Source organism: Levilactobacillus andaensis (assembly GCF_016861695.1).
GTDB lineage: Bacteria > Bacillota > Bacilli > Lactobacillales > Lactobacillaceae > Levilactobacillus > Levilactobacillus andaensis.
Map to the genome: position 1 here is coordinate 1 of NZ_BOLP01000041.1, position 1,245 is coordinate 1,245.

Below are 1,245 nucleotides of genomic sequence, written 5' to 3' on the forward strand. Positions count from 1 at the left end.
CGCAAATTACAAGAACAAGTTAGTCACTAGGACTAAATACTGATGTCAAGGGATTCTCATTGGTTGGAGTTTAGTATTAGACCTGTACGCTGAGCTTAGCCGCAGGCGACAGCGAAGCGTTCAGCGGGTGTTTGGAAATCTAGTTGGCGACGTGGCATGTTATTTAGCTTATCAGCTGTCTTGGCAACATCGGCTGGACTAACAGCATCGAGCGACGCACCCTTAGGAAAATCTCGGCGGACCATACGATTATGGACTTCGTTGGTACCACGCTCACTGGAAGTGTATGGGTGTGCGAAGTAGACTGGCGCGACAGGTTCCATCACTTGCGAAAGCGACGCAAACTCTGGCCCACTGTCCGCAGTGATTGATTTGATGATGGCACCATATTCCGCCATAATTTCTCGCATGGCATAAGCCACTGAATCGGCATCACGACCGTCAATCAAGCGGATAATCTGAAAGCGAGTTTGACGTTCAATCAAGGTCAGAATTACACTTTCGTGGCCGTCACGCTTACCAACAATCGTGTCAATCTCGAAGTGGCCAAACTCTTCACGAGTCTCTGCTTCAGTAGGGCGCTCCTCGATGCCTCGGCCCAATATACGGCTGAATTTATGAACAGCGTGCTTTGGCAGTCGGCGGCTCATCTTTTCGGCAAGATCCAAGTTACAGATCTCCAAGAGCTGTTCGTCGATGTACTTATATAAGGTCTGCGTGCAGACCATCTCATTGGGACGAAAAAGTCCCAATGCCTTGGCACGGCCAACAGCAGCGTCAGGTGCCCAATTGTCATCCTTAAAGTGCTTCACAAAGAAAGCAAGGAAGGTCACGGCCTGTAAGAACTTACAAGGGCGATGGCAGGCTCGACGTTTCTTGTGATACCGTTGGTCCGCAAGCTCTGCCACATAGACTTGATAGAGCTTTTCCTTACCGTTAACGAGCTGCTTATTGGTCACCAAGCCTCGCTTGATCTCGTTGTTTATGGTCTGCGGGCTAACGCCCAGCAGACTAGCTATCTTACGACGAGAGTACCCATCGTGATTGAAGTAGACTTCAATGTTTCCACGTTCTTTCAAAGTTAGATGATGACCCTTGGAGCGATTCATGGTAAGCTGTTCTTGCATCAAGACGAAGACCTCTTTCATTGTTTGTGTAGGAACTCCAATGATACCTGAGATCTACGTCTTGGTGTATTTATTTTGTCCTAAATTCTAAGTGGCTAACTTGATTATAGAATTCGCC

1 protein-coding gene is annotated in these 1,245 nt (G+C 48.0%); it reads right to left on the reverse strand.

The features are described from left to right. Positions 1 to 95 precede the first annotated feature (95 nt). On the reverse strand, positions 96 to 1,148 hold the full coding sequence (locus JUF10_RS14035) for an IS30 family transposase (protein WP_444543450.1): 1,053 nt from the start codon (positions 1,146 to 1,148) through the stop codon (positions 96 to 98). Positions 1,149 to 1,245: the final 97 nt, after the last annotated feature.